Annotated in this window: 23 protein-coding genes and 5 pseudogenes; 22 read left to right on the top strand and 6 right to left on the bottom strand. The window is 34.6% G+C overall.

The window, feature by feature from the left end:
- Window positions 1-4: 4 nt before the first annotated feature.
- Complete coding sequence (locus ACXY7N_RS16100) at window positions 5-184, bottom strand: hypothetical protein (protein WP_016133731.1); 180 nt, start codon at window positions 182-184, stop codon at window positions 5-7.
- Window positions 185-310: 126 nt separating this feature from the next.
- Here ACXY7N_RS16100 and ACXY7N_RS16095 point away from each other — a divergent pair, with 126 nt between their 5' ends.
- The 4 genes from ACXY7N_RS16095 (at window position 311) to ACXY7N_RS16080 (ending at window position 4530) form a co-directional block, all read left to right on the top strand.
- Window positions 311-1360 (top strand): M42 family metallopeptidase, encoded by a 1050-nt coding sequence (locus ACXY7N_RS16095; RefSeq protein WP_016133732.1) that lies wholly within the window; start codon window positions 311-313, stop codon window positions 1358-1360.
- A 68-nt stretch (window positions 1361-1428) separates the two neighbouring features.
- Window positions 1429-1623, top strand: a complete 195-nt coding sequence (locus ACXY7N_RS16090; protein ID WP_016133733.1) for a hypothetical protein — start codon at window positions 1429-1431, stop codon at window positions 1621-1623.
- A gap of 182 nt (window positions 1624-1805) precedes the next feature.
- The gene (locus ACXY7N_RS16085; RefSeq protein ID WP_016133734.1) at window positions 1806-3428 is read left to right on the top strand and encodes an N-acetylmuramoyl-L-alanine amidase; all 1623 of its coding nucleotides are present in this window, start codon (window positions 1806-1808) and stop codon (window positions 3426-3428) included.
- 148 nt (window positions 3429-3576) lie between these two features.
- Window positions 3577-4530 (top strand): TRM11 family SAM-dependent methyltransferase, encoded by a 954-nt coding sequence (locus ACXY7N_RS16080; protein WP_016133735.1) that lies wholly within the window; start codon window positions 3577-3579, stop codon window positions 4528-4530.
- A gap of 115 nt (window positions 4531-4645) precedes the next feature.
- Here ACXY7N_RS16080 and ACXY7N_RS16075 read toward each other — a convergent pair.
- Window positions 4646-4845: pseudogene (locus ACXY7N_RS16075) on the bottom strand (YflJ family protein); the annotation flags it as partial.
- Between the two features lie 131 nt (window positions 4846-4976).
- Here ACXY7N_RS16075 and ACXY7N_RS16070 point away from each other — a divergent pair.
- The 14 genes and pseudogenes from ACXY7N_RS16070 to ACXY7N_RS16005 all read left to right on the top strand — a co-directional run bounded on the left by ACXY7N_RS16070 (window position 4977) and on the right by ACXY7N_RS16005 (window position 13875).
- Window positions 4977-5432, top strand: coding sequence for a VOC family protein (locus ACXY7N_RS16070; protein ID WP_016089127.1), 456 nt, complete (start codon window positions 4977-4979; stop codon window positions 5430-5432).
- 216 nt (window positions 5433-5648) lie between these two features.
- Window positions 5649-6701, top strand: coding sequence for a proline racemase family protein (locus ACXY7N_RS16065; RefSeq protein ID WP_154214391.1), 1053 nt, complete (start codon window positions 5649-5651; stop codon window positions 6699-6701).
- A gap of 18 nt (window positions 6702-6719) precedes the next feature.
- Window positions 6720-7697, top strand: a complete 978-nt coding sequence (locus tag ACXY7N_RS16060; RefSeq protein WP_016133737.1) for an ornithine cyclodeaminase family protein — start codon at window positions 6720-6722, stop codon at window positions 7695-7697.
- A 215-nt stretch (window positions 7698-7912) separates the two neighbouring features.
- Window positions 7913-8119 (top strand): annotated as a pseudogene (locus ACXY7N_RS16055) (GIY-YIG nuclease family protein); the annotation flags it as partial.
- Window positions 8120-8289: 170 nt separating this feature from the next.
- Window positions 8290-8919 (top strand): DUF4352 domain-containing protein, encoded by a 630-nt coding sequence (locus tag ACXY7N_RS16050; protein WP_016133739.1) that lies wholly within the window; start codon window positions 8290-8292, stop codon window positions 8917-8919.
- 251 nt (window positions 8920-9170) lie between these two features.
- The gene (locus ACXY7N_RS16045) at window positions 9171-9467 is read left to right on the top strand and encodes a WXG100 family type VII secretion target (RefSeq protein ID WP_016133740.1); all 297 of its coding nucleotides are present in this window, start codon (window positions 9171-9173) and stop codon (window positions 9465-9467) included.
- A gap of 157 nt (window positions 9468-9624) precedes the next feature.
- Window positions 9625-9900: a TIGR04197 family type VII secretion effector gene (locus tag ACXY7N_RS16040; protein WP_016133741.1), complete on the top strand. Its 276-nt coding sequence runs from the start codon at window positions 9625-9627 to the stop codon at window positions 9898-9900.
- A gap of 40 nt (window positions 9901-9940) precedes the next feature.
- On the top strand, window positions 9941-10303 hold the full coding sequence (locus tag ACXY7N_RS16035) for a DUF3958 family protein (RefSeq protein WP_016133742.1): 363 nt from the start codon (window positions 9941-9943) through the stop codon (window positions 10301-10303).
- Window positions 10300-11589: a T7SS effector LXG polymorphic toxin gene (locus ACXY7N_RS16030; RefSeq protein WP_016133743.1), complete on the top strand. Its 1290-nt coding sequence runs from the start codon at window positions 10300-10302 to the stop codon at window positions 11587-11589. Before ACXY7N_RS16035 ends, ACXY7N_RS16030 begins: the two co-directional genes overlap by 4 nt.
- A 1-nt stretch (window position 11590) precedes the next feature.
- On the top strand, window positions 11591-11809 hold the full coding sequence (locus tag ACXY7N_RS16025) for a hypothetical protein (RefSeq protein ID WP_000856866.1): 219 nt from the start codon (window positions 11591-11593) through the stop codon (window positions 11807-11809).
- 260 nt (window positions 11810-12069) lie between these two features.
- A complete protein-coding gene (locus ACXY7N_RS16020) occupies window positions 12070-12318 on the top strand; it encodes a DUF4176 domain-containing protein (RefSeq protein ID WP_016133744.1) in 249 nt (82 codons plus the stop codon).
- A gap of 493 nt (window positions 12319-12811) precedes the next feature.
- Window positions 12812-13480: a hypothetical protein gene (locus ACXY7N_RS16015; protein WP_016133745.1), complete on the top strand. Its 669-nt coding sequence runs from the start codon at window positions 12812-12814 to the stop codon at window positions 13478-13480.
- A 118-nt stretch (window positions 13481-13598) separates the two neighbouring features.
- Window positions 13599-13668: pseudogene (locus ACXY7N_RS16010) on the top strand (ornithine cyclodeaminase); the annotation flags it as partial.
- 21 nt (window positions 13669-13689) lie between these two features.
- On the top strand, window positions 13690-13875 hold the full coding sequence (locus ACXY7N_RS16005; protein WP_082181347.1) for a hypothetical protein: 186 nt from the start codon (window positions 13690-13692) through the stop codon (window positions 13873-13875).
- A 1101-nt stretch (window positions 13876-14976) separates the two neighbouring features.
- On the opposite strand, the gene ACXY7N_RS16000 is transcribed toward ACXY7N_RS16005, so the two are convergent.
- On the bottom strand, window positions 14977-15420 hold the full coding sequence (locus tag ACXY7N_RS16000; protein WP_016089119.1) for a GNAT family N-acetyltransferase: 444 nt from the start codon (window positions 15418-15420) through the stop codon (window positions 14977-14979).
- A gap of 122 nt (window positions 15421-15542) precedes the next feature.
- Entirely contained in the window at window positions 15543-15995 is a 453-nt protein-coding gene (locus ACXY7N_RS15995; RefSeq protein ID WP_016089118.1) for a MarR family winged helix-turn-helix transcriptional regulator, read from the bottom strand.
- A 111-nt stretch (window positions 15996-16106) separates the two neighbouring features.
- Here ACXY7N_RS15995 and ACXY7N_RS15990 point away from each other — a divergent pair.
- Window positions 16107-16322: pseudogene (locus ACXY7N_RS15990) on the top strand (DUF6198 family protein); the annotation flags it as partial.
- 439 nt (window positions 16323-16761) lie between these two features.
- On the opposite strand, the pseudogene ACXY7N_RS15985 reads toward ACXY7N_RS15990, so the two are convergent.
- Window positions 16762-16875: pseudogene (locus ACXY7N_RS15985) on the bottom strand (transposase); the annotation flags it as partial.
- A gap of 139 nt (window positions 16876-17014) precedes the next feature.
- Here ACXY7N_RS15985 and ACXY7N_RS15980 point away from each other — a divergent pair.
- A complete protein-coding gene (locus ACXY7N_RS15980; protein WP_016089116.1) occupies window positions 17015-17344 on the top strand; it encodes a hypothetical protein in 330 nt (109 codons plus the stop codon).
- A 336-nt stretch (window positions 17345-17680) separates the two neighbouring features.
- On the opposite strand, the gene ACXY7N_RS15975 is transcribed toward ACXY7N_RS15980, so the two are convergent.
- Window positions 17681-17869 carry a DUF4177 domain-containing protein gene (locus ACXY7N_RS15975; RefSeq protein WP_016133748.1) on the bottom strand — a complete coding sequence of 63 codons (189 nt, stop codon included), beginning with the start codon at window positions 17867-17869 and terminating at the stop codon, window positions 17681-17683.
- Between the two features lie 515 nt (window positions 17870-18384).
- On the opposite strand from ACXY7N_RS15975, the gene ACXY7N_RS15970 reads away from it, so the two are divergent.
- Window positions 18385-19284, top strand: coding sequence for an exosporium leader peptide-containing protein (locus ACXY7N_RS15970; protein ID WP_016133749.1), 900 nt, complete (start codon window positions 18385-18387; stop codon window positions 19282-19284).
- Between the two features lie 1259 nt (window positions 19285-20543).
- Complete coding sequence (locus tag ACXY7N_RS15965) at window positions 20544-22670, top strand: family 10 glycosylhydrolase (protein ID WP_488592463.1); 2127 nt, start codon at window positions 20544-20546, stop codon at window positions 22668-22670.
- Window positions 22671-23221: the final 551 nt, after the last annotated feature.

Below are 23221 nucleotides of genomic sequence, written 5' to 3'. Positions count from 1 at the left end.
GGCGTTAGTGAGTAACGCTATGCTTTTTTGTTGCAAATAAACTAATAATGAAGAAGATAGCTGTTAATATCCAGCCAATTGTAATAGAAGTAGTAGTGTGAACTGCATAAGAAACTTGTAAACAAAGTAAGGGTGCTAGAAACCAAATGAGTGCAGTGTATATATTTTTTTTTGATATATTCATATTTTATACCTCCTTTTGTATACTAAAAAGAATTTTACCGCAATTTAGAAAATTAAGCTATATGAGTAGAGGATTTATAGTAAATTCGGTATACTAAATAATAGAGAAAATGAGGAGGAAACGACAATGGCACATCATACGAAAGAAACGATGGAACTTATTAAGGAGCTTGTCTCTATTCCGAGTCCGTCTGGAAATACAGAGAAAATCATTCGTTTTATTGAAAACTATGTAAGTGAGTGGAACGTAGAAACGAAGCGTAACAATAAAGGGGCTCTCATTTTAACGGTAAAAGGTAAAAATGATGCACAGCACCGTTTATTAACGGCACACGTTGATACGTTAGGTGCGATGGTGAAAGAAATTAAGTCTGACGGTCGTCTGAGTCTTTCTATGATTGGTGGATTTCGCTGGAACTCTGTAGAAGGGGAATATTGCGAAATTGAAACATCAAGCGGTAAGACGTATACAGGAACGATTTTAATGCATCAAACATCTGTGCATGTATATAAAGATGCAGGTGAAGCGAAACGTGATGAGAAAAATATTGAGGTTCGTATTGATGAGCGTGTCTTTTCAGCTGATGAAGTACGTGAATTAGGAATTGAAGTAGGAGACTTCGTTTCATTCGATCCGCGCGTTCAAATTACAGACAGTGGATACATAAAATCACGTCATTTAGATGACAAAGTAAGTGTTGCGATTCTATTAAAATTAATTAAAAGATTACAAGACGAAAACGTAACATTACCATATACAACTCATTTCTTAATTTCTAATAATGAAGAGATTGGGTACGGTGGTAACTCTAACATTCCAGAAGAAACGGTTGAATATTTAGCAGTTGATATGGGGGCGTTAGGTGATGGACAAGCATCTGACGAATATACAGTATCTATTTGTGCAAAAGACTCTAGCGGTCCGTATCATTATGCACTGCGTAAACATTTAGTAGAGCTTGCGAAAACGAATCATATTGAATATAAAGTAGATATTTATCCGTACTATGGATCGGATGCATCAGCTGCGATTCACGCTGGATTTGATGTGAAACATGCATTAATTGGAGCGGGTATTGATTCTTCTCATGCATTTGAGCGTACACATGAAAGTTCGATTGCACATACAGAAGCGTTAGTATATGCATATGTAATGTCTCATTTAATTGAAGGATAATTTCATAGAAAATAGAAAGGGCTGATTGAAAATGTTGTTTTTAATCAGCTTTTTATTTGGGGATAAATATGAAGAAACTATTGATGGGTGGTATCGTAGTAAGTTTAGCGTTAAGTGGATGTTCTACAGAAAGTGCTAAAGAAATTTCAGGGGAAAAGGAAGTAAATAAGGTAGAGAATATTAAGGTAAGACATATGTCGAAGAAAACTTTAGGTAGTATAGAAAGGGCGATTCGTTTAATGAATAACGAATCTCTTTTTTGAATTTCATTTATATTTATTGTTCCTTATATATTCATCTTTAATAATATGAGCGGGAAACGTATTTACTACAGTGATAGAATGTTATAAACTATTATAGGAGTTATTTTCCAATTAATATTTTTAATATTAGTTTGATTAAGAGAATTATATAACGTGAGATTTCGAGAGGAGATTTAATTTTTATGAAGTACAAGGCAATAGCTGCTGGTATGTTAGCAGCAAGTTTACTAGCTTATCCAGTTAGTAGTTTAGCAGAAACGAAGAAGTTTTCAGATGTTCGAGACGACTCATTTGCAAAAGACGCAATTTACTATTTAGTAGAGCGAGATGTCATTAGCGGTATGACAAGTGATACGTTTGCTCCAAAAGGTCTTTTAACACGTGCGGAAGCAGCGACAATTATAGCGAAAGCAATTGGATTAAAAGTGGATCCAGCTGGGAAACCATCTTTTCATGATTCAAAAAATCATTGGGCAACTCAGTATATTGCAGCAATTGAAAAAGAAAATATCATTGCAGGCCGAGGAGCAGGCGTATTTGATCCTGATGGAAAAGTAACGCGTGCTGAAATGGCTTCTATGCTTGTTAAGGCTTATAAATTAAAAGGTTTAGTACCAGCCCCAATCACGAATCCATTTACTGATTTAGAAGGTCATTTCGGTAAAGAAGCAGCAAATATTTTAGTAGCGTTAGAGATTTCTGCTGGTACTGGGAAGACAATTTGGAGCCCGGATCTGTCTATACCACGTGAGCAAGCAGCGCAAATGACGTATAAAGCGGACAAGCTAAAGAAAAATAATGATAATACTAGCAAACCAGAAGAAACAACGAAGGAAATGTATATAGATCGTAAGTTCATTACATATCACCAACCATCTTTATCATCAGGAATCACTGACATGCAACATGAGCCACAAAAAGTTGTAGTAAAAGAAGAGCGAGATGGATGGATTAAAATTGTAACGAGCAAAGGTGAGAAATGGACACCTTTAAAAGAAAAAACAGAAGTTATTAATGAAGGATTTACAACATATGCAGAAGCGTCACATTCTTCTAAAGTGCTAGCGAAACGTGAAGCGCAAAAAGTAGTAGTTATTGAAGAAAAAGATAGTTGGATTCGTATCCGTACAAATAGTGGCTTCCAATGGGTTGATAAAAATCAATTAAATCCAGCGAAGCAAGATAACTTCCTAGAAGGTAAAGCGATTATTATTGATCCAGGTCACGGTGGAATTGACTCGGGCAATCCTGGTTATTATGAGAAAGAAAGCGAAACAGTATTAGACGTATCATTACGATTACAGAAAATATTTGAGCAAAAGGCACCATTTACTGTGATGTTCACTCGTACAGATGATACACGCCCAGGAACAAGTGGTCCTGATTCATTAAAGAAACGTGTAGAGTTTGCTCAAAAAAATAATGGAGATATTTTTGTAAGTATCCATGCTAATGGTTCTGAAAAGAAAAATGGACAAGGTACAGAAACATTATATTATAAGTCAGCAGCGCCAAGAGCAACGAATCCACATGTACAAGACAGTATTTTATTAGCACAAAAAATTCAAGACCGTCTTGTAGCAGCACTTGGAACAAAAGATCGTGGTGTGAGACATCAGGACTTATACGTAACTAGAGAAAATACAATGCCAGCTGTATTAACAGAATTAGCATTTGTAGATAATAAAAGTGATGCAGATAAAATTGCTACACCAAAACAGAGACAAGATGCAGCCGAAGCGATTTATCAAGGTATTTTAGATTATTACGAAGCAAAGGGTAATAGCGTATCTTCTTTCCGTTAATAAATAAAAAGAGATTGCCAATGGCAGTCTCTTTTATTTATTAACGTTTCTCTTTATTTCTGGCATGTGATATCATTTAATTTTACGTGAAAAGATATTCGAATAATTGTAATCATAATAATTTTAAACGATAAAGGATGATAATAGATTGAGTAATCATAGTAAAACACCTGCATGTATATATACGTATGCGTTTCGTGAGGAGGAGCGTGCTTTATGTTACTTGGAAATGCGCTCGTTCTTTGGAATGGAGTCTCACGTTAATATTTTGAAAAGTGATGTCAAAATTGATCCGAGTAGAAGTGCGTTTATGAAAGAGCGCGTTGAGGTTATGTATGAAGGAGACGACTTAGACAGTATTCTAAAACAAGTGGAACAAATTGATTTGGCGGGGGCGTCATTTAAAGTTATCTTCGTTAAAATCAATGACCTTGGGAAAGAAAATAAAATTGAATATGGGGAAAGACGTCTCATTGAACGCGACCTCGGTATGCATATTGAAGGAGAAGCGGATGTTCGTAATCCAGAGCGTGTATTCGGGATTGTTCCTCTTGGAGGACGCTGGTACTTCGGACACTATGTAGAAAGTGAGCCAGTTTGGTATCATCACATAAAAAAACCGCATAGTTATTCGACATCTCTTAGCACACGTGTTGCGAGATCAGTTGCAAATATTGCTGTACCAAATCCAGATGGAGTACGAGCGATTGATCCGTGCTGCGGTATTGGAACAGTAGTAGTAGAAGCACTTTCTATGGGGATTAACATCGTTGGTAGAGATATTAATCCACTTGTAGTTCTTGGAACGAGAAAAAATATCGCACATTTCGGGTTTGAAGGAACAGTAACAAAAGGTCCAATCGAAGAAATTACGGAGAACTACGACGTTGCCATTATCGATATGCCGTATGACTTATTTACGCATGCCACACCAGAAGACCAGTTCTCCATTCTTTCAAGTGCGCGCCGCATCGCTAAAAAGGTAGTCGTTGTTACGATGGAAACAATGGACGACATGATCCATGAAGCAGGATTCGAAATTACCGATCGCTGTGTTACAAGAAAAGGATCATTTACTAGACAAATTCTTGTTTGTGAATAAGAAAGGTCACCCGTTTGGGTGACTTTTTTTTGCTTTGTATGAATGTGGGATTGGTTGGTGGAATGGAGGGAATTGTTGAATCGCTGATAAATGCCGAGAAGCACTCGATAACAGATTACTCTTTTTTTGTCTTCTCCTGTTCTGCAGTTAGTAAATTACGTAAGACGTGTCCGCGGTAACTTTCTAATTTTCGTCCTTCATGATAGCGCACGCCTAATTTTTTTAATTCAGCTACGTACCAGCCTTTTGTTCCGTAGTACATTGGATCACTTCCTTTTGCTTTTGAACAGTATATGTGGCGGGGGGAGAGAATTTTCTATTTTATTCAGCATTAGTGCTACAAATTTGAAAAACATGTAAGAAGAATATGATATCACTTCTATTTTTAGTTTATAAAAATAGGTTTTATAGTAAGAATTTCTAAAAATATAAAGGGGGAATATGCTTTGTTTCCAGGTACTTTATATGAAACACATGTTAAAACAAAAAATTTAGAAGTGGCAAAGGAGTTTTATACTAAACTTGGATTATTTCATGCTCTTACAATTGAAGAACGCCGTGTAGCATTCTTTTGGTTTGATAAAGATAATAAAAAGGAACAAATGCTGGGTATTTGGGAGGTATCAGAAGACGCATTCCATACAAGTCACTTTGCATTCAAGGTTAACTATGAAGAAATCATTCATGCAAGAGAATGGCTTCTTAATAAAGGAATAAACCCAAGGGCCGCTTTTGGTCTTGAACCTTCAGAGCCTATGGTCCAGACTTGGACACCTACTGCAAATCTTTATTTTTATGATCCTGACGGTAATTCTTTAGAATTTCTATGTTTACTTCCTGAAAAGAAAAACGTAAAACAAGATGTCATGTATTTAAGTGAGTGGGAAAAATTGCCGAATTGAATTTGATTTTGGCTCAAATCCCGCAAATCTATTTTAAAAGGAACTATAACCTCGCCTATGCGGCATCACACCCTGAGTTTTCGGGGTTTTTTGTTTTGGATTTGGTGAGTACGGGACTAGGGGTTAATACTCACCGACTGTCTACTGTATAAAAAAGTAGACAGTAGTGTATGCTTTTTTAAACAATGTATACAAATCTATACCCTATGCGTTGGCATGATATTTGCAAAGGAAATAGTATCAACATATAGGGGAGAGATAGAAATGAAGGTTAGTAAAATATACACGACAATTGATGCGCACGTAGCTGGGGAACCGCTTCGAATTATTACGGGCGGCGTGCCAGACATAAAAGGAGAAACGCAGCTGGAAAGACGCGCATACTGCATGGAACATTTGGATCATCTTCGCGAAATTCTTATGTATGAGCCGAGGGGACATCACGGTATGTACGGTTGTATTATTACACCGCCAGCAAGTGCTCACGCTGATTTTGGTGTGTTATTTATGCACAATGAAGGTTGGAGTACGATGTGTGGTCATGGCATTATTGCTGTTATTACAGTCGGAATTGAAACTGGTATGTTTGAAGTGACAGGTGAGAAACAAAAGTTCATCATTGATAGCCCTGCTGGGGAAGTGATTGCGTACGCAAAATATAACGGTAGCGAAGTAGAGTCCGTATCATTTGAGAATGTCCCTTCATTTGTATACAAAAAAGACGTTCCTATTAAAATAGATAACTATGAATTTCAAGTAGATATCGCGTTTGGCGGAGCATTCTACGCTGTTGTGGATAGTAAAGAATTTGGTTTGAAGGTCGATTTTAAAGACTTAGCTGCTATTCAAACGTGGGGCGGTAAAATTAAGCACTACATTGAGAGCAAAATGGAAGTAAAGCATCCACTTGAAGAAGGGCTAAAAGGAATATACGGCGTTATTTTCTCAGATGAACCGAAAGAAGAAGGTGCAACTTTACGAAATGTAACGATCTTTGCTGACGGGCAAGTGGACCGTTCTCCTTGTGGCACAGGAACTTCCGCAAGAATCGCAACCCTTTTTGAAAAAGATGTTTTACAAAAGGGAGAAATTTTCGTCCATGAATGCATTACTGACGGGAAATTTGAGGGAGAAGTATTGTCGGTAACAGCGGTAGATACATATGAAGCTGTCGTTCCGAAAGTAACGGGGTATGCATTTATTACAGGATTTCATCAGTTCGTTGTAGACCCGAGAGATGATTTGAATCGGGGATTTTTGTTAGGATAAGAAGAGGGGTGAATAAATATGTTAGTCATAAGCGCGAACGAACAAAGAAACTTAGTAAATATGAACGAAGTCATTGCATACGCGGCGCTTGCTTTAAAAGAATTTTCCGCAGAAAGAACAATCACGCCAATACGAGGTTCCTTACCATTTGCGAACGAGCAAAATACGGCATTGATTATGCCTTCAGTAGCGGAAGGACTTGAGGCAATCGGTTTAAAAGTAGTAACAGTAGTCCCTGAGAACAAAAAGATAGGAAAGAAAACGATAAACGGGATTGTTATGCTATCTGACTTTCAAACGGGAGAACCGCTCGCACTTTTAGAAGGATCCTACTTAACGATGATTCGAACAGGCGCCCTATCAGGAGTAGCGACAAAACATTTAGCTCGTCATAACGCAAAAACTTTATGTATTATCGGCACTGGTGAACAGGCGAAAGGAATCGCTGAAGCTGTATTTGCGGTGAGAGATATTGAAAAGGTCATTTTATACAATCGAACAGAAGAAAAAGCATATGCATTTGCGCAATATATACAGGAGAAGTTTGGTAAACCGGCTTATGTTAAAACAAATGCAAATGAAGCAATAAGCGAAGCAGACATCATCGTCACAACTACGAATGCATCCACACCAGTCTTCTCAAAAAAACTACAAAAAGGCGTCCACGTAAACGCCGTCGGCTCATTCAAACCGAACATGCAAGAACTACCATCTCGCGCCATCGTGGGCGCAAACAAAGTAGTAGTCGAATCAAAAGAAGCAGCACTAGAAGAAACAGGGGATCTTCAAGTTCCGATACAAGAAGGTTTATTCAAAGCAAGCGACATCCACGCAGAGCTTGGTCAAATTATAAGCGGGGAAAAAGCTGGTAGGGAAAACGATGAAGAGATTACTATTTTCAAATCAGTTGGTTTGGCTGTAGTAGATATTATCGTTGCGAAGTATTTGTATGAGAAAGCGGTAGAGCGTGGGATAGGGAATAGGATTGAGTTTTGAGGGACTGCCTTTTGGTGGGGTGTTTGATACGGTTGTGGGATTGGTTGGTGGTTTTGGCGCTAACTTTTGCGGGATTTGTCGATAAGTCGATATGTTGTGTCGAAACGTCGATATAATTGGATAATCGTTGATATATTTTTGGGGAGTGTGGGGGTTGGTTGTAGACTAATGGTCAGCGACTGTTTATATTTGCAACTCCTATCATATAATTCTCCTTATTTTTTAACTATAATTTGAATGACGAACTTCTTTTTGTTGGGAAAGCACGTAAAGTAAGACAACGTATTAAAAATCATCATGATGAAGTGTATCGTATTGATGTATGTATTGTAGAAGATCCGATGGAAAGAGAAATTTACGAAACATATATGATTAACGAATTCCAAGCGAAGTATAATGTGGATAAAGTATTTTATAAATAACATCAACGTAAAACATGATCTTGGTACTACATCAAGATCATGTTTTTTTATATGCAATAAAAACAATTGATTATTCTTAATCATTCGACAAGATGCAACAATTTAAGATTGTATTTTTTGCTACGATAAGTAAGGAATTTATATATCGTGTTATTGGGGGATAAAAAGAGATGTTGAAAAAATTTACTACATGTATTTTAGGTGGCGCTTTAGTATTCAATTTATCTGGTTGCGGCAATACATCCGACAAAACTTCTTCAGAATCTAAAGAAACCAATTCTAAACAAGAAGAAAAAAAAGTGCAAACAATTGATGAGGTGAAAACGAAAGAGAATGCAAAGCAGAAAAATACAGAACAAACAAAAGAGAAATCAAAAGTAAAAGAAAAAGAGTATGCTGTAAACAAGGATTTTCATACACCTAAATTTGATGTAACTGTAAAAAGAGTTGTAGAAAGAGATAAGGTTGGTAAAGAAAGCATCGGATTCCAAGAACCTGAAAATGGACATGTCTTTATTGTGGTAGAAGTAGAAGGGAAAAATATCACAAACGAATCGATGAAATTAGCCGCTTTACCATCAGTGGATTTAGTGGATGAAAATGATAATGCTTACCAAAGTGATGTGTGGGCAGCTAGTAGTTATGGGGTTGAAAAAGGCGAGACCTCTACTATTACTAAGGAATTAAAACCAGGGGATGTAAAGAGAGAAAATAAAGTTTACGTGATTAATAAAGAAAAATTTGATACAGGAAAATGGTATGTACTCGTTAACCATGAGTATAAGGAACAAATTAAATAGTGTCTATTTATTAAGAGGAGATGGCTCCTCTTTTTTTGTTACAAGTTAACATAAAATTTCTGTTTGAGGGACTGCTTTTTGGTGGTGTTTTTTTCATGGAATTTTGTGAAGCAAGAAAAATTGAATATTAATATTCTAATATTCAATAGAAAGATAAAATGTTTAAAAATTCATAATAAAATATTGTAATTGCATTTAGTAAAATTAACCAATTTATATTTTACTCATTATGTATTAAAGGGGAAATGAAAATGGCTGGACAAATTCGTATGTCACCAGAGGAGCTTAAATCAAAAGCGACTCAATATGGACAAGGTGCAAATCAAATTGAGGACATTTTAAGTCAATTACAAAACTTACAAAATGAATTAAGAGGAGAATGGGAAGGTCGTGCTTTCGAAGGTTTTGATCAACAGTTCAATCAATTAAAGCCAAAAGTACAAAACTTCGCACAGTTATTACAAGAAATTAATATGCAGCTTAATAAAACTGCAGAGGCTGTTGCTTCTCATGATGAAGAATTATCACGTAATTTCGGTTTGAATTAAAAACGCTTTATTCTATATAACAAGCATTTCAAATGAGCCATACAGCTTATATTGTATGGCTCATTTGATTGCATGCCCAGCGAGTGATATTGATAGGGATATATATAATGAGATTTCTTTAATGCATTTGGAAAATTTATAGAAAGGATTTGAAAGAATGGGACAATTTCAAAGTAATTTACAAAAAGCAACGCAAATTGCTACGAAAATGGGATTAGCCTCTGATAGGATTCAAAGTGCAACAAATCGTCCTATAACAAAGGCGACGCGTACAACGTTGTCTGTTAATTTCAAATCACAAGAAGCAAATCAGCAAGTTTTAGACTTGACGAAACAATTTTCCGCTGCTTTTCAACAAGCGGTTGATAATATTCATTCGGTAGCTAAAGAATTTGAGAGAATGGATAACGAACTTCACAATACTTTTCGCTAATGTGACAACCTACGTAAAGTAAAATAGTAGGAGGAATATGATGAGTCAAGATATTGAAAAACAAATTAATCAAGTAAATCAAAAGTTACGAAGTGTATTTGAAGAACAGGTCCGAAATCAATTTGCAATTCAAACTCAGGAACATGTGGAACGAAATTTTTATGAATGGAAAAATAGAAGTAATCGTTTATTTAATCGAATTTTAGAAACTTGGCATCGTGATAAAGAATTATCTTATTTTTTTATGAATATGCGTCAAGAAGCACAACACATTGAGCGAAAACTTACATTCGAATTGGAAAACCAAAAAGAAACATTGTTTAAAGAGAAACGAGATCTTAGGGATTTAGAAAATGATTTTTCTTATGAGAAACAAAAATTAGTAAAGGAGACCAATTCATGAGTTTAAATATGTATTTGGGAGAAGTACAAAACCAAACTCAAAGTATGAATGCTGTATGTGCCGCTACTATTCAAGGCATGGAACAAGCGATTCAGTCGATTGATGCTTTTGCAGTTGATACTGTTTTACAAGGACAAACATATAGTAGTGCAAAATCATTTTTTGTACAAACCTTTCGTCCTTTAGCGCAAGGTATTATTTACTTATGTGAAGAACTAATTCGTCAGAATAATGCCTTTCCAAGTCAATTTCAATCACAGGTAGCTTCAACAGATGTCATTGAGCAAGAAATACGAGAACAAATTCAAGAAATTAATCAATCGATTGCAAGTATAGAAATGATGAATGCCGTTACACCAATGCCTGGAATAGATGCACTTGTGGCTGTTTTAGTTGAGATGAGAAAAAAACTTGAAGAAAAACTAGAGCATCTATATGAATTTAATTATACTTCTAGTAGTAATTATGATACAGCACTTCAACTAGCATATAGTATTGCTATTGGTCTTGCTGAAGTTCAAAGTGGAAAAGGGTTTAGTCCTGCAAGTGGTACATTTAGTACACAAGGGTTGAATATGGATTGGATAGCGCCTATTCAGACAATTACAGAGAAGAAAACTCTTGAAGCAGATAAGAAAAATTCACGAGACGAAGATGCTAAGTTCATGGAGGGATCAGTAAAGGGTAAAGAAGGAAAGCGAATTGGATTTGAGGCTGAAGGGTCTATAATGGAAAAAAAGAGCAGCTTCTCTAATGGTGATAAGCTTACTAAGGAACGATATATTGATGAGCTTTCAACAAAGGCTATAGCTGGTAAATTGGATGTGAATATACCATATGATTGGAAGAGTTTAAAAGAAGATGTATTTGCTAGTAAAGTTATCGGCTTAAAAGGGGAAACAGGTATTTTAGATAACTCATACAAATTTAAATCCACAATTCCTTTCATGACACCTTTAGGTATTATACAATTAAAAGATAGAGAGGTTACAGTTACTCAAAAAATTTTTTCAGGAGAAGTTGTAGCAGGTATTGACGATTACTCCTTAAAAGCAGCATCGGAAGCTTCTACACTTAAGTATGAAGTAGAAGTAAGTATGCTACATTTTCCAGATTGGTTGCCAATTATTGGAGATACAGATCTAAAAATTAAAGGTGATTTGGGATTGGGCGCAATAGGTTTGAAAGGTAGCGTTGGAAAAGAAACTGGTATAACAGTTCCTGTTTTAGAGGGGTTTACTGTGGGAAGTAGTTTTAAATTTGAAAAACCTGAGGAGAAAAAATGATATGAAAACACCATCGTATAAACCATTATATATTTTAGTTTATGTCGTAATATCCGTATCTATTATAGGGTTAATGATTACTCCATCCAACAATTGGTGGGAAAAGTTGTTAGGAACTATCGTTCTCATTCTTTTGGGAGCAGGTTTAATATGTTTTTTAAAATTTGGACGGTGGGCGCAAGAGAAATTTTATGATAAATTTACAAAAAAACGGGATTAATATAAGACTGGAGTAATTAAGATATGCGTACAATAAATAGAATTCTGACTTTTACTGTATGTATTATGTTTATGTTGTTAATTGGGGCTTCTTCTACTATACGGTTAGAAGATAAAATTTTACTTATAGGTTTGCTGCTAATTTGCAATGTTATTGCATACTTTACAGTAGAGTATATCTATAAACGTATAGACAATAAGAAAAAATAGTAGATTTATAATTCTCGAAATTTATTTAATATTTAGGAGGCAAAAGTATCAATGAAACTATTACCAATTGGAACAGTAGTTAAGCTAGAAGATATGGAACAAAGCGTTATGATTATTGGAAGAATGGCTATTTCAGAAGATAAACGTGAATTTGATTATGTAGGTGTTCTTTACCCTATTGGATTTATAGGTAATGAGAATGTGTTGTGTTTTAACTACGATAAAATCACAGAAGAAATGCATAAAGGATACATGACAGATGAAGAATTAGTTTTACGTGAAAAGTTATTAGAAATATAAATAAAGCTTTTGTTTATAAATATCCTTTTAGTAAGAATACTTTAAACGTCTTGGTAGAAATCTTTAAAAGATGACATGCTATAATTTAGCATGTCTTTTTTATGAAAAAAATTCTTTTCTATCTAAATATCTGCCTTTCTGTCAATTTCATATGCTGCTCTAGATGCTTCGAATAACTTTTGATTACGTTGCTGTTTAACTTGTTTTATGATAATTGTGGCATACTGATTTAAGGTGGTTTTGGTGCGAAATGCTTGCAAGTAATCTGCTAAACTTGGACATATCGGCAAAATCTCCGGCTTTTTGAGATTTTTGATAAGCCTAGATCGTATTAATGGGTTGATCTTCTTTTCGAGAAGGGAATGATATTTCAAAAAAGATGTAAAATGGGATGTTGATTTACATGGTGATGTTGAAGATGAAAGTATTAAGGATATGGTGAAAACAGATTCGAAAAAAGCTTAGTCAACGGTAGCGGGGTGGTTTAATTAACATGAAAAAAAATACAGATTTTAATAAAAAAGTTTTTGAATATTATATGGCTCTTTATGCTGTAAATGATATAAGATCGACTATAATTACTCTTGTCATTGGGATAGCAGATATATTTGTGCTTTTGCCTGCGTTTGCGAATCCTTTTCAACCACTATACATGTATATAATAGTTCCACCAGTTGCTTTTTTAAATTTATGGGCAATATGGATTGTTATAAATCCTCGGAAACGGCAATTACAATACACTCTATTTCGTGGGGTATTTGGCATCGTATGTTCAGTAGGATTATTAGTTATAACCCAAAAGTTTGCATATGGAATGTTAGGATTACAAACGCCACTCTATTTTGTTTTTTCAGTAGGTTTGTATATGTTTGCTTTGAATTATTATTATAAAAATCATATAAAAAAACTTCAGGAACCAATCAAAAAATCAAAGTCATCGAAAAAAAACTCTGGTTTCGGAGTATTGGCTTTTGTAGGATTGGGTCAACTCATTGCTAATATCAGTCTTGGTTTTGCAACACAAAAGATGGTAGCAATTGTATTAATGTGTGTATACTCCATGCTTTCGTTTATGTTGTTTCATTTCATTATGGAACTTCATAGGTATTATTATTTAAGGAAGCATATAGAAGGTGGAGGTAGAACACATGAAACCATTTAAAGAGTCTGTATTGAATTTTAAGTATATAATCGTGGTTCTCCTATAGTCAGTAAAGACTGCGGAAAAGGGAGAAGCAACATCATGAATATAGAATTACATTTAGATAAAGGAAGGATGGGGAATAGGATTGAGTTTTGAGACTGCCTTTTGGTGGTCTTTTTTGCATAAAATCTTGTAAAGCAAGATAAAATATTTAAAAGTCCGTAATAATGAAATATAATAAATTTGGTGAAATTAACCAATATATATTTTGCTCATTATGTATGAAAGGTGAGATTATAATAGGCGGGTATGGTTATAGATTCCATGCAGGTGAAGAATCAGGTTTTTCCGCAACCTCACCTAACGGTTATGGCGGGGGATTTTCATTTAAGTTTGAGAAGGAAGCGAGATAATAGAATGCGAAAATTTTCAAAAATAGTTATATGTGTTGGTGCGTTAATAATGATTATACTGGGCATGAGTATACATGATACATGGAAGGATAGGATTTATTTTTCTTTAGCTGTACTTTTTGTCACCGTACTTTCTTTACTATGGAATATAGTTGCTCATAATATTATGGATAAATTTAAAAAAAAGTAGAATAAATAGCTATGAAACTTTTACCGATTGGAACAGTAGCGGGGTGGTTTAATTAATATGAAAAAAAGTATAGATTTTAATAAGAAAGCTTTTGCACATTATATGGCTCTTTATCCTGTAAATGAAATAAGAGTCCACGTAATATAGTAATGACTTGGAAATTATGCGAAATTTATATATATAATATAGATTCCCCAAAGAATGTAACTAACTTGTGTTATGATATACATTGTAAATTCGAAACCAGTGAGCTTTCTTTCTCTTTTTATTTTTCGTAAATACAGATAAAAACAAAAAGTAGATAAAAGCATTAAGAATACAGAAACATTATATATATTCTCTATACTAGTAATAACCGATCAACTCCTCACCTGAAAATTAGTTAGTATAGAATAAGCATATCATATGAAAGTTTAACTTACTTCAAATCTACTTTTTTTCAACAGAATATACTTAATATTTTCATATTTAACAGAAATACTTGTTTAAAAAGATAAAAGATTCTAATTTTAGTTCATTTACTTATAAGATATCAGGCTTATTATTCATGAGGGTTAGGTGCAATATAAGCTGGAGCTGGCCCGCAAGTTACTGCAAAAGCAAATAACATCGCAGGCTTATATGGTAGCCCAAGCAATGAAAGCATTCCCAATGCTCCCCAGTAATCCCCTTTCTTAAGATACGATTTTATTTGATTAAAATATGATTTACTAATACCTAATGCATCCTGCCAACATCTTTCCCAAACATTACTTGAGTACATATTAGATGGAATATCCTCATCTTTAGTTACTTATTTCTAGTCATTAGATTTTAGATATAAAATACTCTGCTTCACATTAATGAAGTGAAAGAATTGAAGATTTTATTATTTCCAAGGGGAATCCCACTGCCGATAATGAAGAGTTGTTTTACCTTTGTAAAAGCATATCGACGTGAGGAATATTATCTTCTAAATATGTTTCCGATATAGCTTGAAAACCAAAGGAACTGTAGAATTTTTTTAAATAATCTTGGGCTTGAATTTTAACAGTTGTTTCTTTTAATTCGTTTTGAATAAAATCTAGCCCTTTTTTTATAAGTTTCTCTGCAATTCTTTGGCCCCTGTATTCTTTCTTTACAAAGACTCTTCCAATAGATATCTCTTGATAGGTAACACCTGCAGGAACAATCCTTAAATAGGCAATGATTTCTCCATTGTCTTCTTTAAAAAGATGATAAGAAAAAGAATCATTACCATCAACTTCTAGATAAGGGCAATTTTGTTCAACCACAAAAACGGAGGTTCTTTCTTTTAAAAGATTGTATAGCTCAGTATTTGTTAACTCGTCAAATTTTTTTAATTTCCAACTCATTAAATTTCACCTCTTGTTTTTTGTTGCATTTGCAATAAAAAATGCATGTATTAAATCTAACCTAACTTTATTGCATTTGCAACAAAAATAATGATGAAGTGTTTTAGCTCCCTTTTATATAATCAATAATTTCTTTTGTTTCCTTTTTTAACAAATTCCCAATCAACTTCTACATTTTTTCTCAGTTTTTGAAGAAGATTAAAAATAATCTCTACTTCCAGTTCAGAAAATCCCTCTAATGCAACCTTATTGGAATGATCATTTTCTCTTTTTATAAAAGGATAAACATTTTTGCCTTTCACTGTTGGAAAAAGCTTTTTAATTTTTTGGTTATGTTCATCATCTTTCTTATTAATAAATCCATTTATTTCTAGTTTTTTTATAGCACGAGCTGCTGTTGTTCGGTCAACTTTTATCATCTCAGCTACCTTTTCTTGAATAATTCCTGGATTTTCACATATTCGGACAAGGTACAAATATTGCCCTTTTGTAAGGTCAAATTCTTTAAATTCAATATTACTTATCGAATCCAAAGCCCTTGCAATCATTCCAATTTCACGAAGAATTTCTTTCATAATTAACTCCCTTAATAGATATTTTTTGTTGCGAATACAATGAAAAGTCTATCTATTAAACGTAACGTATTTTCGTTGTATTTGCAACAAATGATAAAGAGGGTGGGTAAAGTGCAATATGTTTTTTATGTAGTAGGAATTTTAATATTAACCCTTGGTATTTCTTTTACAATACAATCAGATCTTGGAACTTCACCTTTTGATGCACTTTTGGTGGGACTATCCCAAAACGTGGAGCTAACGGTAGGAAGTTGGGAAATCATTCTAGCTATCCTATTGATTGGTTGTAATTCATGTTTAAAAAGACAAAGACCTGAAGTTTCGGGGGGCTGATATTGAACTACTTTATGCCAGTGACTGAAAAAGTATTAGACCGTGTATTTACACACCCTAGTACAACATCACATTCTGATACAGATAAAAACCATTCAAAATAGGATGGTTTTTGTGGTTCTTATTTCATGAAGAAGCAAGTTAGTGCAGCAAGAACGACTATACTTATAACCGGTTCCTTAACGTACAGGGAATCGGTTAATCTGTGTCTAAATTGTGTCTAAACGTAAAGTTTTGGTGATCCCATGCCCATCAACTTAAAAATTTTATAACACCCCAAAACGAGAAAATTGAACATTTTCACCTGGAGATGCCAATTTTCTCGTTTTGGGGGTATTTGCTTTTCTTAGCTTGATGGTGATGGGGTAGCACCATCAAAATGTTCTTTTTTCTTCAAAGCTTTTATTGCTTCACTTAAATAAATAGTATTCTACATACTAATTGCATTAATTATGAGGTTTAGTGCACTACTTCTTGGAAGTTGATCTTGTAGCGCTCTTTCTCGTAATTCACTATGTTTTCCAAAGAAAATGGTGAAAGAAAAGGCGATGAATACATTTACAAAATGACAAAACTGTAAGAATACACGAATGTTTGTAAGAAAGTTCGATGTTTTCCTTTTTCTTTTTTTATTATAGTGAAAAAGAAGAACGAAATATTCTCTTATGTAGGAAAGGAAGATAATAATGATTGATCTATTAAATAAATGGATGTTAGAAAGTACAGGCAATTTTAATATCGTTGTAGGACTTACAGCACTTCTATTTTTGGGTTCAGTAATTGCACTTATTATTATTTACAAAAAAATTGGTAAACCAGATGCAAGAACAAATCCTATTTATTTTAAAATTATTTCTTGTATGTTTACTACTCAAATTCTAATGAATTGCATATTTATTTCTTTAGTTGGTAAAGATATCGAGAATTTCCGTCAAATCTTTATATTATTTGAAGCCTTTGTATTCTTCGTTGGAGCTATTTATTCGTTTAAATTATATAGACAAGAATTTAAATAATTTACTTGCAAGAAACAATAAAAAACAGTAGTGATTTTATACACTACTGTTTTTATTGTTCATTTTCAAATGTAAACTTTTTATTTTTAGTTAACTGTATATTCTATACATGCTCAGATAACATAACGCATCATTATCGGGATTCAACGTATTTAGAAAACTATTAAAAGTCCTCCAGATTGTTTAACTGGAGGACTTTAGTGTTCACATAATATAACGTTATTGGAAGTTGATTAATATTAGCTTATTTGTCTTATAAGTTAAATCGAGAACAATTAGATCCCAAAATATTTCAGTTCTTTTTGTATGTTATTTAAGGCAAACCTCTTTCGTTCTTTAAAGAAGTTCTTTGGTTCGTTTGAAGATAATCTCCAAAGAAGTCGTGTATCCTGAGGTTGTTAGAGTAAGGGCTTGAACAAATTCCCAACCATCCTCAGCATGTTCGATAATAATACGCTTATAATCTTCTTTGGGTTGCCCTTTCCATCCATCAATTTCGACTTTCACAAACTTGTAATCATACATATTCTCTCCCCCTTTTTTTCCTAATTGTACCATTTGGAAGGAGCGATGTATTGTACTTTTTTGACTGTATACTCTATACACGTTTGGTTAACATAAAGCATCAAATTATCGGTAGAAAAGACAAAGTTGTCCCCTTACTCTCACAAGGGATACGCCTTTGTCTTTTTCTATGATTCTATGCATCTTTTTATACATTCCTATTCTGGTGCGGTTTTATGGCTCTCGTTTGTTACTGAATGAGCCGAAAAACTGTATAAAATCTTGCATACTCTTAGCTTGTTTTTTCTATGGAATGCTGTCGATACCTTTTTAATGCATAAAGAAAAAACAACCTAAGGTGCCTTTCTCTGACTTGAACCACTTTAATTTTAATAATATATATTGGACTCCCATCCAAATATTATTTTGTCGAATGAAAATAAAAAAAGAGAGCTTCCGCTTATGTGAAGATCATTTATCTAGTAATTAGCATTTAATAATTATGATAAATACAAGCATTGTAAGGAGGGGTGTACATGAATGGAAAAAATGAGTTTTTGAGTGGAGCAGCGTTTGATCCGAATTTACTGGGTCCTACATTACCACCTATTCCGCCGTTTACTTTGCCTACAGGACCCACTGGTCCAACAGGCCCTACTGGATTAACAGGTGTAACAGGAGCGACAGGCCCAACCGGTCCAACGGGAGAAACAGGTGTAACTGGAGCAACCGGCCCAGCCGGTCCAACGGGAGAAACAGGTGTAACTGGAGCAACCGGCCCAACCGGTCCAACGGGAGAAACAGGTGTAACTGGAGCAACCGGCCCAACCGGTCCAACGGGAGAAGCAGGTCCGACTGGAGTAACCGGCCCAACCGGCCCAACGGGAGAAACAGGTCCGACTGGAGTAACCGGCTCAACAGGTCCCACAGGAGCAACTGAAGGCTGTCTTTGTGATTGCTGTGTTTTCCCTATGCAGAACGTTTTACAACAACTTATTGGACAGACTGTGATTCTTGGCACAATTGCAGATACGCCCAACACGCCACCACTTTTCTTTTTATTTACTATCACGTCTGTGAATGATTTTTTAGTTACAGTTACAGACGGCACCGCAACCTTCGTGGTCAATATTTCTGATGTAACAGGGGTAGGTTTTTTACCGCCAGGACCACCTATAACATTACTTCCACCTGTCGATGTAGGATGTGAGTGTGAATGTCGTGAACGACCAATTAGACAATTATTGGATGCATTTATTGGATCTACAGTAAGTCTTTTAGCAAGTAATGGTTCTATTGCAGCAGATTTTAACGTGGAACAAACAGGACTAGGTATAGTACTAGGTACATTACCTATAAACCCAACTACAACCGTTAGGTTTGCTATTTCAACTTGTAAAATTACAGCTGTGGATATAACTCCTACTGCGACGTAGTTCATTTCTATCAAGAGGTCAGGAAATCTTTGTAGAATTTGCTTCAAACCAAAATGGAAAGTTTGCTTAAGGGTCATTTTTATATACTGCTGGAACGATATTATATTAATAGATTAAGTAAAAATAAGAAGAGAGCCAATCGGCACTCTTCTTGTTTTTGGTGAAATTTCACTTCTTTGTTTTGGAAATGCTTTCTTTTATGATGAAATCAAATAATAGTATATCTAGCGTTTTCAAGTACAATGGAACTACAATCTTGTTGACGTCCATCGTACTGCTCAAAAGCCCATTAGATATCGTTACAAAATGTAAAATTTCTTATCAATTGTAAAAAGAAAATATTAATATATTGCCGTAAAAAAAGACAACCAAAGGTGCCTTCCTGCGACTTGAACCATCTTAATTTTAATAATATGTATTGGACTCCCATCCGAATATTATTTTCCCATGTTATGATAGCTATTGTATCGTCAATTCCAAAATCTCCAAAGAACAATACTTTTTCCCCATACAATGTTTCTCCTTAATTTTACTAGTTTCTTAAATGGATTATAATTAACTATCTTTATATAATGTTATAATTATGTATCTTGTAGTACTGTATATGAATGAATTCATTTAGTTAACATACACTTTGGTTAATAATGAACCAATTCCTTTTGTATTACACGAAATAGTATATAAATACTGATCTTAATGCGTTTTTTCTGGTATCCTATGCTCACCAAGTGGCACCCAAAACTCAAAAAATGTATATTTCGACCTGAAAATGCAAATTTTCTCGTTTTGGTGTATTTGCTTTTCTTAGCTTGATGGGCATGTATAGTGACCCCTATTTTAGGATTCTTTGGCTTTCTAAACGCTAAGGGTGCATGGAAAGAGGCTGGATTTTTGATGATTGTATTTGCAATAGGTTTATTTGTTTGTGTAAATCAAATTATATTTTATCTATTCCAGGGCTTGGCACTTTTACTTAGTGGACTAAATAATATTTTTTGCAAGAAGTAATACATCAAGAGCAAAAAATTATTAATTAAGGAGTGGTAAGTGTGAAATATTTTGTATTTGAAGATGATGAATTAATAGGGGGATGGAATTTTAGAAAGGTTTTCTCCTGGCTTAGTAGAGGTACCAAATGAGGGAATTGTGACGGAAAACATATAAAATGTTATAATATCATTTGGAATATATAACCTTTTGATTCTAGGAAACAAAAAATCTACTAATTGTTATATCGCAAAGAGAGAAAGGAAATAAATATGTTTATAAAAAAAGTAATAAGTAGGGGGCGCGTTCAGAGTCTACTCATTCCCATTTTGTTTCTGGCACTTATCATATCTGCTTCTAGCGTAGAAGCATCAGAACAACAAGCCATAAATAAAAAACGTGAACTACGTGCCGTTTGGATTTCAACTGTGTTCAATATCGATTGGCCAGTGAAAGGTGCAAGCGCTGATGAACAAAAGAAACAGTTTATTAACATCTTAGATGATGTTAAATCAATGGGGATGAATGCTGTTGTTGTACAAGTAAGGCCAACTGGTGATGCATTTTACCCATCAAAATATAGCCCATGGTCGGAGTATTTAACAGGTACACAAGGAAAAGACCCAGGCTATGACCCACTAGCATTTATGGTAGAAGAAGCGCATAAGCGCAACCTAGAATTCCACGCATGGTTGAACCCATATCGCATTACAACAAGTCACCAAGATGTAAACAAACTAGCTGTAAATCACCCAGCTAAACAACATCCTGATTGGGTTGTTAAACACGGCAAGCAACTGCTCTATAACCCTGGCATCCCAGCTGTTCGAGACTATATTAAAAATAGCACTCTCGAAATTGTCCAAAACTATGATGTAGACGCGATTCATATGGATGATTATTTCTATCCATACGCAGATGCGGAAAATTTCAAGGATGAAACAACTTACGAAACATACGGGAAAGGTGAAAATAAAGACGATTGGAGACGTGAGAATGTCAACACACTTGTTCGCGATTTATCAACAAGTATTAAACAAACAAAATCTCACGTGAAATTCGGAATTAGCCCATTCGGTATTTGGAGAAACAAACATAATGACACACAAGGTTCCGAGACAAATGGCTTATCCGCTTACGACAACATCTATGCTGACTCAAGATTATGGGTGCATAAAGAATGGGTGGACTATTTAACACCTCAAGTTTATTGGAGCATAGGCTATAATGCCGCAAACTATGACGTAATAACAAAATGGTGGAACAACGAAGCACAAGGAAAGAACATACACCTATACATTGGACAAGCTGCTTACAAGATTAATAACGATTCGGACAAGGCCTGGGAGAACCCGGCTGAGACAAACAATCAATTGGCTCTTAACTCAACACTTCAAAATGTAAAAGGAAGTATGTTCTTTAGTTACCGCAATTTAAAGACAAATATATTAGGTATCAAAGATCAATTACGAGCAAATGCGTACAAATACCCAGCATTAATTCCAACTATGCCCTGGTTAGATAACTCTGCGCCAAGTAAGCCTTCTATACATTCTGTGACAGACGGCTCTAACGGTGCAACAATCTCATGGAATAACAATGCTGGTAATGACGCGGCCTATTTCGTTATCTATCGTTTTAACAGAGGACAACTAATCGACGGAAACAACTCATCTGTGATTGTCACAACAATTCGTAACAACGGTTCAAAGGTACTATCATATGTAGACAAGGCAGTAACGAATAGTAGTGACTACACATACGCAGTTTCAGCAGTAGACCGCCTTCATAACGAAAGTGACCTAGTTCCGGCTTCTACGCCTGAACCTGAACCTGAACCTGAACCAAAAACGCAATTTAAAGATGTATCTACTAACCACTGGGCTTTGACTTATATTAATTTTCTAGCTGAAAAGAAAATTATTTCAGGTTTCCCAGACGGGACATTCAAACCAGAAGACAGACTCACTCGTTTACAAGCTATTTTTATGATTTTGAACGAAAAAGGTATTAAAGATGTATCTAATGTATCCAATCCTAATTTTATCGACGTAAATCCTAGTACTTATGGGTACAAAGAAATTGCAAAAGCAGTTGAATTAGGTATTGTTACAGGCAAAGTAAACGACAGCGGCCAAAAATATTTCGATCCAAATGGCGTGTTAACCCGTGCTGAAATGGCAACTATTTTAACTCGTAACTATAATTTAAATGGGACACACAGCGAAGAATTTTCAGATGTTCCAAAAGATTATTGGGCACATCCGTACATTCAATCATTAGCCAAAAATGGTATTGCGGTTGGATATGGCAATGGAATGTTCGGACCAGGGGATCCGTTAACACGAGAACAGTTTGCGACTATGATGGCGAGAACGATAAATAAGGAATTACGTTAACATTTTAACGCCAAATATATTTTGAATAAAAAAGGTTCTTCACCGGAAGGTGTGATTGGAATTTTATTACAATCATTCTCCTCAGTAATTATTGATATTAAAAGTGTAATAAAGTAAGTGCTAATAATATTGTATAAACAATTTATAAATTTTTGTTAAAGAATCCTTGATGAACAAGGATTCTTTTTTGTTACAAATCCACAATTGGGGTACTGCCACATTGCCATCAACTTAAAAAATTGATTGTGCTCCAAAACGAAAAAAATGAGTCAAATTCTCATAAATAACTGTGAAAAAGTAAATTTCTCGTAATGGAGATGTCTCAAAATCTTAGCTTGATGGGCATGGCGTGCTACCCCACAAGAAGTTATAAATTTAATAGTTTAAAGTTATAGAGCATTTCCTTGTAATGAGGAATGCTTTTTATCTTTGTTTAAAATAAAAACAGGTAATTGTTAACAATAATAATAAATAAAAAACAATAATAATTTATTGCTAAACGATAAATCACGTGGTAAAATCACGTTGTCATTAAATAAGTGAGGTGTTTT

Source organism: Bacillus sp. 5w2, assembly GCF_054353775.1.
Note: the sequence above shows the minus strand (reverse complement) of the source record. Positions and strands in the feature narration are given on the sequence as shown.

Coding starts and splice junctions, on each gene's coding strand:
- ACXY7N_RS15975 (WP_016133748.1), bottom strand. CDS start 17,869: ATGTATGATTACAAGTTTGTGAAAGTCGAAATTGATGGATGGAAAGGG.
- ACXY7N_RS16100 (WP_016133731.1), bottom strand. CDS start 184: ATGAATATATCAAAAAAAAATATATACACTGCACTCATTTGGTTTCTA.
- ACXY7N_RS16085 (WP_016133734.1), top strand. CDS start 1,806: ATGAAGTACAAGGCAATAGCTGCTGGTATGTTAGCAGCAAGTTTACTA.
- ACXY7N_RS16030 (WP_016133743.1), top strand. CDS start 10,300: ATGAGTTTAAATATGTATTTGGGAGAAGTACAAAACCAAACTCAAAGT.
- ACXY7N_RS16045 (WP_016133740.1), top strand. CDS start 9,171: ATGGCTGGACAAATTCGTATGTCACCAGAGGAGCTTAAATCAAAAGCG.
- ACXY7N_RS15965 (WP_488592463.1), top strand. CDS start 20,544: ATGTTTATAAAAAAAGTAATAAGTAGGGGGCGCGTTCAGAGTCTACTC.
- ACXY7N_RS15970 (WP_016133749.1), top strand. CDS start 18,385: ATGAATGGAAAAAATGAGTTTTTGAGTGGAGCAGCGTTTGATCCGAAT.
- ACXY7N_RS16020 (WP_016133744.1), top strand. CDS start 12,070: ATGAAACTATTACCAATTGGAACAGTAGTTAAGCTAGAAGATATGGAA.
- ACXY7N_RS16035 (WP_016133742.1), top strand. CDS start 9,941: ATGAGTCAAGATATTGAAAAACAAATTAATCAAGTAAATCAAAAGTTA.
- ACXY7N_RS15980 (WP_016089116.1), top strand. CDS start 17,015: ATGATTGATCTATTAAATAAATGGATGTTAGAAAGTACAGGCAATTTT.
- ACXY7N_RS16065 (WP_154214391.1), top strand. CDS start 5,649: ATGATATTTGCAAAGGAAATAGTATCAACATATAGGGGAGAGATAGAA.
- ACXY7N_RS16050 (WP_016133739.1), top strand. CDS start 8,290: ATGTTGAAAAAATTTACTACATGTATTTTAGGTGGCGCTTTAGTATTC.
- ACXY7N_RS16015 (WP_016133745.1), top strand. CDS start 12,812: ATGAAAAAAAATACAGATTTTAATAAAAAAGTTTTTGAATATTATATG.
- ACXY7N_RS16040 (WP_016133741.1), top strand. CDS start 9,625: ATGGGACAATTTCAAAGTAATTTACAAAAAGCAACGCAAATTGCTACG.
- ACXY7N_RS16090 (WP_016133733.1), top strand. CDS start 1,429: ATGAAGAAACTATTGATGGGTGGTATCGTAGTAAGTTTAGCGTTAAGT.
- ACXY7N_RS16005 (WP_082181347.1), top strand. CDS start 13,690: ATGAAATATAATAAATTTGGTGAAATTAACCAATATATATTTTGCTCA.
- ACXY7N_RS16000 (WP_016089119.1), bottom strand. CDS start 15,420: ATGAGTTGGAAATTAAAAAAATTTGACGAGTTAACAAATACTGAGCTA.
- ACXY7N_RS15995 (WP_016089118.1), bottom strand. CDS start 15,995: ATGAAAGAAATTCTTCGTGAAATTGGAATGATTGCAAGGGCTTTGGAT.
- ACXY7N_RS16095 (WP_016133732.1), top strand. CDS start 311: ATGGCACATCATACGAAAGAAACGATGGAACTTATTAAGGAGCTTGTC.
- ACXY7N_RS16060 (WP_016133737.1), top strand. CDS start 6,720: ATGTTAGTCATAAGCGCGAACGAACAAAGAAACTTAGTAAATATGAAC.
- ACXY7N_RS16025 (WP_000856866.1), top strand. CDS start 11,591: ATGAAAACACCATCGTATAAACCATTATATATTTTAGTTTATGTCGTA.